The sequence below is a fragment of the Pseudoalteromonas sp. NZS127 genome (assembly GCF_015864805.1).
In the GTDB taxonomy this organism is placed as follows: domain Bacteria; phylum Pseudomonadota; class Gammaproteobacteria; order Enterobacterales; family Alteromonadaceae; genus Pseudoalteromonas; species Pseudoalteromonas nigrifaciens.
Genome location: NZ_JADYWN010000003.1, coordinates 315,980 through 323,747 on the forward strand (window position 1 = coordinate 315,980; position 7,768 = coordinate 323,747).

Sequence of the window (7,768 nt, forward strand, 5' to 3'; positions counted from 1 at the left end):
ATAACTTTAAATATACGGCACTATTTATCATGAAAACACTTATTAGCAATACACTATTACCTACGTCAACTGCGGGCAGTTTGCCTAAACCGGTTTGGCTTGCACAACCACAAACACTTTGGTCGCCTTGGAAATTACAAGACGATGAACTAATTGAAGGTAAGCAAGACGCCCTTCGCTTGTCATTACACGATCAGCAACAAGCAGGCATTGATATTGTCAGTGATGGCGAGCAAACCAGGCAACACTTTGTTACCACCTTTATTGAGCACCTCAACGGTGTTGATTTTGAAAAGCGTAAAACCATTAAAATTCGCGATAGGTACGATGCAAGTGTACCAACGGTTGTTGGCCCTGTTAGTCGACAAAAGCCGGTTTTTGTTGAAGATGCTAAATTTTTACGCCAGCAAACTAACCAGCCAATAAAATGGGCTTTGCCAGGCCCAATGACAATGATAGATACCCTTTATGACGATCATTATAAAAGTCGCGAAAAACTTGCGTGGGAATTTGCCATAATTCTTAATCAAGAGGCCAAAGAGCTAGAAGCTGCAGGGGTAAATATTATCCAATTTGATGAACCAGCATTTAATGTATTTTTTGATGAAGTTAATGACTGGGGTATTGCCTGTTTAGAGCGCGCAATTGAAGGACTAAAATGCGAAACCGCGGTGCATATTTGCTACGGCTACGGCATTAAAGCCAATACCGATTGGAAAAAAACATTAGGCTCAGAATGGCGCCAATACGAAGAAGCGTTTCCTAAGTTACAGCAATCTAATATAGATATTATTTCGCTAGAATGTCATAACTCTCATGTACCAATGGAGCTACTTGAACTTATTCGCGGCAAAAAAGTGATGGTAGGCGCTATTGATGTAGCAACCGACACCATAGAAACACCCGAAGAAGTTGCTAATACCCTGCGCGAAGCACTTAAATATGTTGATGCCGACAAGCTCTACCCTTGTACCAACTGTGGTATGGCTCCTTTAGCGCGTAATGTAGCAAACGCTAAGTTAAATGCCTTAAGTGCAGGAGCAGAAATAATCCGCAAAGAACTAGCTAACAAAAGTTAGTCCAACAAATAAACCTATATAATCAAACTAATATAAGCACTTCAATATAGTTTTTTAAAAGAATGCCCGGTATAGAGTTTCTATGCCGGGCATTCTTTTTTAAACAAACAATAACTAAATTAAAAACCTATAAAAACACTTGCCCTAACATGCGTAAACCAGTAATTAATAGTACACAAGCAAATATCTTTTTCAGTTTACCTGCATCTAGTTTTGCAGCTAACGACGCGCCTACAGGCGCAAACAGTACGGTTAGCGGTACAATACATGCAAAGCCAAATAAGTTAACCAAACCAAACGTACCCGCTGGCGCATCAATTGGCGTACTGCCCAATATCAACATAGTTAGCGCACCAGGCAATGAAATAATTAACCCAATTGCTGCAGCTGTACCAACGGCCTTATGAGCAGGATAGTTATATAAAGTAAGTAATGGCACCGAAATAGTGCCGCCACCAATTCCCACCATAGAGCTTAAAAAGCCAATAAATGCGCCCATAACACTTTGCCCTACTGTACCTGGTAGTTTTTGATACAACGCCGACTTGCCCGTTCTAAACAGCATATTAAGTGCAGATAACAGCGCTATTGCCCCAAACAATACCGTAAGCAACTTGCCATCAACCCGAGTAACTAACCAGCTACCCAGCAATACACCTATAAGAATAAATGCAGCCCAACGTTTTAAAAGGTCAAAGTCCACATTGCCTTTTTTATTGTGAGACCTAATTGAACTAATAGATGTAGGCACTATGGTTGCCAAAGACGTAGCTGTTGCAATTAACATTGCAGACTCGGGCGATACCCCAAAGCTCTGAAACAAAAAAAACAACACAGGCACAATTACAATTCCACCGCCCACACCGAGTAAGCCTGCTAAAATACCAGCAAATACGCCTGTGGCTACCAGTGCCAACAAAGTAGATATATTACTTGTTATAAATTCAATGATATTCATTAATTATTACTTCTATTTTTAATCACAACAAAGACCTTTCAGTCAATTTACGAGGTAATTACAGCCCCTGCTTTTAGGTTTTTAAATAAAACAATCACGTTAGCATGCTCTACAAACTCAGCTCTCGCTAAGTTTAATATAACGCTTTGTTATAATTAGTTATTCCCACCTTAATAGTAAATAAACTTGTTTGCTTGATAAAATGATATAATTTCATCAACCAATGAATATCAGTCATCATTAAAGCTAAATTATAGATAGGAGTTAACTTGTGCTGGAAAGGATCCACTTAGAAATACTAACCGCCATAAAAGAACATGGAACCCTAACTAAGGCAGCAAATTCGTTGTACTTATCGCAATCGGCACTAAGTCACAGTATTAAAAAACTAGAAGGCCAAGTTGGTACGCCAATATGGAAAAAAGACGGTCGAAATTTGCGCCTTACAGCGGCTGGTGAACATATTCAAACACTGGCAAACAGAGTATTACCGCAGTTTGTACACACTGAGTTATTACTAAATCAAATTGCTAAAGGTGAACTAGGCTCGCTACGCATTGGCATGGAGTGCCACCCTTGTTACCAATGGTTGCTTAGAGTAATTGAGCCCTATTTAGAGCACTGGCCAGACATAGACATTGACGTAAAGCAGGAGTTTCAGTTTGGTGCTTTAGGTGCATTACTAAGCTACGAAATTGACGTACTAATAACTCCCGATCCACTCTTTAAACCTAAAATAAGCTACATACCTGTGTTTAACTACGAGCACAGACTCGTAGTTGCTAAATCCCATAAACTCGCAACACAAGAGTTTGTATTACCCGAGCAGCTAAGCGAAGAAGTATTGTTTAGTTACCCTGTAGAGCCGCTAAGGCTTGATATTTTTAGCCAGTTTCTTAATCCGGCAAAGTGCTCAGTAAAAAAACACAAAACCATTGAAACAACCGAAATCATGCTACAAATGGTCGCTGCGGGTCGCGGCATTTGTGCTTTACCAGGCTGGCTAGTAGACGAGTATTCTAAAACAATGCCTATCAAAAGCCTAAGGTTTGGGGAGCAAGGTATTAACAAACAAATATTTGTCGGTATTCGTAACAACGAGCAGCATATAGACTACTTAAATGACTTTATTGCCCAAGCAAAAAAAACAACATAACCATAACCCACAACCAAATAAAATGCACAGTGTGGGCTCATTGGCGCGCTATCCTCATCCTACCCGCATGTTTAGTACAAACCCAGCTGTGCAGGCTGGGGTTTTGTTAATAGCTGATTGAATTCACCACAGTGCATTTTAAGTAACAAATCCAAGGGTAAGCCGCATAACAGCATTATTAGATCACAGGCATTTAAATGGATAAGGAGCGTATTTAGGTGTTAGAAAGGGACTGGCAAATATTTTATGCCTGTCCTTTTATTTTTTTGGAAAACGCTACGATGAATCAACGTATTTAGCTGCCTTAAAACGAAGATGCTCACCACTTTTAAGGTTTGCGCTTGAAAGTAAGTTTTAATACTTGCTGTCCACCTCAGGGCGTATTGCTATATTTTTATGCCTCTGCAAAATTTACAAAGCGAACATTGGTTAAATTTATTTTCTGTTTAGCATGCCAAAGATCGTAGTTATCTTGCATTGATAGCCAACTCTCAGGAGTTCTGCCAATTGCTTTAGATAAGCGAAGTGCCATTTCAGGTGAGATAGCGCTTTGACCTTTTAGAACTCTATTTAAAGTAGACGATGCAACATCTAACTGTTTAGCTAAATAACGACAGCTAAAGCCAGAAGGCTCCAAATAAACGTCATAAATAAACTCTCCTGGATGTGGCGGATTATGATGCATACTCATTAGTGATAGTCCTCATAGTTGAGAATGTAAGCATTACCATCGATAAACTCGAAAGTAATGCGCCAATTACCATTTACAGTAATAGACCAAACCCCGTCACGACTCCCTTTTAATAGATGTAACTTAAAACCGGGTAAATTGATATCATCAATTTCCTGTGCGGTATCTATTGCGGCAAGTTGCATACGTAATTTACGTTGATGCTTTGCCTGAATACCGGAGACGCTGCCAGTTTGGAAGTATTTTTTAAGACCTTTGTGCTTAAAAGATTTAATCATGCAACAAGTGTAGCGTGATGCGCATCAGTTGTCGATGGGAATATCATATCAAGCGTAGGCTAAAGACGAACTAGCTGATACGACACTCTTATCTAGTAGCCAATACTTATCAGCTAACGGTAGATTTAGATCATTGGATCTGCCGAAGGATAAGAATGTGCTACTGGCGACAATAGCGTAAACCACGCACTAAAGTACGCAGTTTAAAACTGGGTGTCAGCGAACGACTCGCCATAGCATGTGGTATCTCCAGCAAGGTGCCTTGTCGAAGCTCAAAAACAAAAGGAATTAACATTGCGCTAGGCAATGACTATTTAGCGTCACAAAGTTTAGTGTCATTGAGAGATATTTGGATCAATATTCATTACGGGAGATGAACCGCCCATTGCGGACCCGCATGATGGGTGGTGTGGGGGCTGGAGGTTAGATACCTCCGGCTACCAGATTATATGCAAATGACTCTATATTGGTTTTATCATATGAACGATTTCAGGTTTAAACCCTATATTTTGGTAAAAACTGTCTGCCTTTTTATTATTAGCAAATACCTCTAGATGTAGCAACCTACAACCTAAGCTTTTAGCCCATTTTTCACCATGTTCAATTAAAAGTTTACCTAATCCCAAACCTTGTGATTTAGGTGAAACAGCAAGAAGCGGTATAGTTCCACAAGTCTCACCTGAAATACTATCTTCATGTGTTCGTACATGAATAAACCCTAATGAAATATTATTAATTTCAGCGATAAATGTGATATTTGGTTTAACGGTTTCAGTAAGCATTTCCGATATGTAATCATCTTGCATTTTTTGAATGACACCATCAGTATGCCAATCTAATTGAGCCATTTCAGCTAGATAAGGTGAAAACTCAAAAATAAATGAGTGATCATTTTTTTGTGCCTCCCTAATTACAACTAAACCTTCCATATTACCCTTTGAATATTAAGCATAAATTATAATTGCATATAACGCCGCCAGCGTCAGCGAGTACAGTCAGCTTGCTGGCGTTTGTGATTGGTCTTGTTATATTTTCATTCGAACTAAAGGTGCTCGCTCACCCATGTAAATACTGACAGGAACAAGCAAACGCTGCTCATCCTCCTCTCGAAGTTCATAATAATCTTCGGTACATTCAAATGAAAATGAGTTATTTTCCCGAAGGACTAATTTTCGGGTGACATCATTGCCGGTTTTCGCACTGAGTTGTCCATCATTGAATGTAACAGTTATAACCGTATCGTCTGCACCTTTGTATGTGCCAATCAGAGCTTTAGCTTGCTCTGTAATGTTTTTATGAGCAATTGCTGCTGGTGAAAGGTTAAGTTGCCTTGCAACCATATTTAACAAAGCTGGGCCTGGGTGAACAGAGTCATTGTTGCCGAATACTGTGCCAAGTAAATCATGCGAGGGAAAATAGACTGACCATGCCACAAAACCTGGCACTTGCCCTTGATGACTGTACGACGGCTGGCCACTTATAGGGTATACATCAGTACCAAATCCATAATTGACTGATTCACCGTTGTTTAATTTTGCTCTGGTTACCATCAGCTGATAATTTTCAGCCGAAATTACCTTCCCGGAACTTAAACCGTGATGCCACAGACTCATGTCGTCAAGAGTAGATGCTATCGCACCCGCCGCATAAATCCAACTGCGGTCAACAGTTTCGGGAGCCAAATACACGTTAGGCACGTCTTTATTTGCGGTATAGCCTTTAACAATTTGCTTTGAACTTACCCCTTTAGTCACAACAAACGAATTCTTCATGCCTAAAGGAGAAAAAATATTCCGCTGCAAATACTCGCTATATGTCAGACCAGAAGCGTCTTCAATCACCTTTCCCAACAAAATATATCCGGTATTTGAATACGCATAATCAACACCAGGCTTTGTCAGCACTGGCATTCTACTCACCACATTGATCACTTCATCAATGGTGGCGTACTTGTCCCACCGCTGCCTACTCCCTGCATCCGAGTTATAATTTGGCAGCCCAGAAGTATGACTTAGAACACTTTCAATCGTTAGCTTTGCGTACTCAACTGGAAGATCTGTAATAAAATCATCCAGAGTATTTCTTAAGGATAACTTATTATTTTCAGCGAGTTGAAGTATCGCTGCGGCAGTAAACTGCTTTGAAATTGAGCCAATCTGAAAAGTGTGATCAACCTTTAATGGTTCGCGAGTGCTTATGTCTGCAACACCAAGAGCGCCTTTGAAAACATGCTTTCCAAATTGTTCGATGCTTACTGCAAGTCCCGGTTTATCCGATGATGCATGGCAAGATAACATGGCTGAAAAATCGTGTTCTTGTGCATCAACACAAGTAACAAAAAATAAAGAGCTAAACAATAACTTTTTTACCATGGGATTAACACTCCATTGCAAAGGAAATATAACGCCGCAAACACGCGCCCAATGCCGGAGCTTTGTTTTTGTGCGAGTATTTTTGCGCACAAAAATGAAGCGGAGAGTATTGGGTCGCAGTGATTTGCCTTATAGTTCGACCAAGCCACTTAATTTAAAAGTAACTGACTATTATATTAAGTGGAATATGCTTCTGTTGGTTACGAATATTGAATGACAAACATCCAATGTTTTTAACAAGACGTTCGAGCCAACAGAGCACCTCGATTTCAAAACGCATACTCAGGGATTGTCGTAATGCCGACTATCTATAAGACTTGCGAGAAACACTATTAGCCTCTATTTATTCTTTCACTTTACCTCTAGGAGGCCCAAAATGGAAGCCTTTAACATCTCAGGTTTTGCTGCCCTTATCGGGATCGATTGGGCCGACCGTAAACATGATATTTGTGAAATAAACCGCGACACAAACACACAACATTTAAGTGTGATTTCCTCTGAGCCTAAGTCAATTAATGCATGGGCGCTTGAGTTAAAACAACGCTACAACGGCAGACCCGTTGCTGTCGCGTGTGAGCTAAAAAAAGGTCNTCGTAATGCCGACTATCTATAAGACTTGCGAGAAACACTATTAGCCTCTATTTATTCTTTCACTTTACCTCTAGGAGGCCCAAAATGGAAGCCTTTAACATCTCAGGTTTTGCTGCCCTTATCGGGATCGATTGGGCCGACCGTAAACATGATATTTGTGAAATAAACCGCGACACAAACACACAACATTTAAGTGTGATTTCCTCTGAGCCTAAGTCAATTAATGCATGGGCGCTTGAGTTAAAACAACGCTACAACGGCAGACCCGTTGCTGTCGCGTGTGAGCTAAAAAAAGGTCCACTTATATATGCACTCAGTAAATTTAAGCACATTATATTATTTGTGATTAACCCATCAAGTGTCGCCAAATACCGTGCAGCATTTTCGCACAGCGGGGCTAAAGATGATCCTACTGATGCGATTATTCAAGTTGAAATTCTACAACTTCACATGGATAAATTAACGGTTATTAGACCTGACTCAGAAGAAGTTAGGTGCCTTGCACAGCTTGTCGAATACAGACGTAAATTAGTACAAGATCGTGTTAATTTAACCAATAAAATAGCCACAACGCTAAAAAATTATTACCCCCACGTGATTGATTGGTTTAAAGAAAAGGACACTCAAATATTCTGTGACTTTT

The 7,768-nt window shown here is 40.0% G+C and carries 8 protein-coding genes and 2 pseudogenes; 5 read left to right on the forward strand and 5 right to left on the reverse strand.

Annotation, left to right across the window (positions count from 1 at the left end; all coding sequences use genetic code 11):
- Positions 1-29: 29 nt before the first annotated feature.
- The gene (locus I6E78_RS04960) at positions 30-1,079 is read left to right on the forward strand and encodes a methionine synthase (protein ID WP_197182075.1); all 1,050 of its coding nucleotides are present in this window, start codon (positions 30-32) and stop codon (positions 1,077-1,079) included.
- A gap of 127 nt (positions 1,080-1,206) precedes the next feature.
- Here the strand turns inward: I6E78_RS04960 and I6E78_RS04965 are convergent, their stop codons facing one another.
- Positions 1,207-2,037, reverse strand: a complete 831-nt coding sequence (locus I6E78_RS04965) for a sulfite exporter TauE/SafE family protein (protein ID WP_182683328.1) — start codon at positions 2,035-2,037, stop codon at positions 1,207-1,209.
- 271 nt (positions 2,038-2,308) lie between these two features.
- Here I6E78_RS04965 and I6E78_RS04970 point away from each other — a divergent pair, with 271 nt between their 5' ends.
- Entirely contained in the window at positions 2,309-3,193 is an 885-nt protein-coding gene (locus I6E78_RS04970; RefSeq protein WP_011328148.1) for a LysR family transcriptional regulator, read from the forward strand.
- A gap of 147 nt (positions 3,194-3,340) precedes the next feature.
- Positions 3,341-3,551 (forward strand): annotated as a pseudogene (locus I6E78_RS18895) (hypothetical protein); the annotation flags it as partial.
- Positions 3,552-3,587: 36 nt separating this feature from the next.
- Here I6E78_RS18895 and I6E78_RS04975 read toward each other — a convergent pair.
- Together I6E78_RS04975 and I6E78_RS04980 are read right to left on the reverse strand one after the other, a co-directional pair.
- Complete coding sequence (locus tag I6E78_RS04975; RefSeq protein ID WP_197182076.1) at positions 3,588-3,884, reverse strand: HigA family addiction module antitoxin; 297 nt, start codon at positions 3,882-3,884, stop codon at positions 3,588-3,590.
- Positions 3,884-4,162, reverse strand: coding sequence for a type II toxin-antitoxin system RelE/ParE family toxin (locus I6E78_RS04980; protein ID WP_197182077.1), 279 nt, complete (start codon positions 4,160-4,162; stop codon positions 3,884-3,886). Before I6E78_RS04980 ends, I6E78_RS04975 begins: the two co-directional genes overlap by 1 nt.
- Positions 4,163-4,251: 89 nt before the next feature.
- Here I6E78_RS04980 and I6E78_RS18880 point away from each other — a divergent pair.
- Positions 4,252-4,539: pseudogene (locus I6E78_RS18880) on the forward strand (group II intron maturase-specific domain-containing protein); the annotation flags it as partial.
- An 84-nt stretch (positions 4,540-4,623) separates the two neighbouring features.
- On the opposite strand, the gene I6E78_RS04985 reads toward I6E78_RS18880, so the two are convergent.
- The gene (locus I6E78_RS04985) at positions 4,624-5,091 is read right to left on the reverse strand and encodes a GNAT family N-acetyltransferase (RefSeq protein ID WP_231617944.1); all 468 of its coding nucleotides are present in this window, start codon (positions 5,089-5,091) and stop codon (positions 4,624-4,626) included.
- A gap of 96 nt (positions 5,092-5,187) precedes the next feature.
- Positions 5,188-6,534 carry a serine hydrolase domain-containing protein gene (locus tag I6E78_RS04990; protein WP_197182078.1) on the reverse strand — a complete coding sequence of 449 codons (1,347 nt, stop codon included), beginning with the start codon at positions 6,532-6,534 and terminating at the stop codon, positions 5,188-5,190.
- 675 nt (positions 6,535-7,209) lie between these two features.
- Here I6E78_RS04990 and I6E78_RS05000 point away from each other — a divergent pair.
- Positions 7,210-7,768 (forward strand): IS110 family transposase (locus I6E78_RS05000; protein ID WP_197182080.1); only part of this gene is annotated, 559 nt, incomplete at its 3' end.

Excerpts from the sequence above, each read along its gene's own strand:
- I6E78_RS04960 (WP_197182075.1), top strand. The coding sequence starts at position 30 with ATGAAAACACTTATTAGCAATACACTATTACCTACGTCAACTGCGGGC.
- I6E78_RS04985 (WP_231617944.1), bottom strand. The coding sequence starts at position 5,091 with ATGGAAGGTTTAGTTGTAATTAGGGAGGCACAAAAAAATGATCACTCA.
- I6E78_RS04990 (WP_197182078.1), bottom strand. The coding sequence starts at position 6,534 with ATGGTAAAAAAGTTATTGTTTAGCTCTTTATTTTTTGTTACTTGTGTT.
- I6E78_RS04965 (WP_182683328.1), bottom strand. The coding sequence starts at position 2,037 with ATGAATATCATTGAATTTATAACAAGTAATATATCTACTTTGTTGGCA.
- I6E78_RS04980 (WP_197182077.1), bottom strand. The coding sequence starts at position 4,162 with ATGATTAAATCTTTTAAGCACAAAGGTCTTAAAAAATACTTCCAAACT.
- I6E78_RS04975 (WP_197182076.1), bottom strand. The coding sequence starts at position 3,884 with ATGAGTATGCATCATAATCCGCCACATCCAGGAGAGTTTATTTATGAC.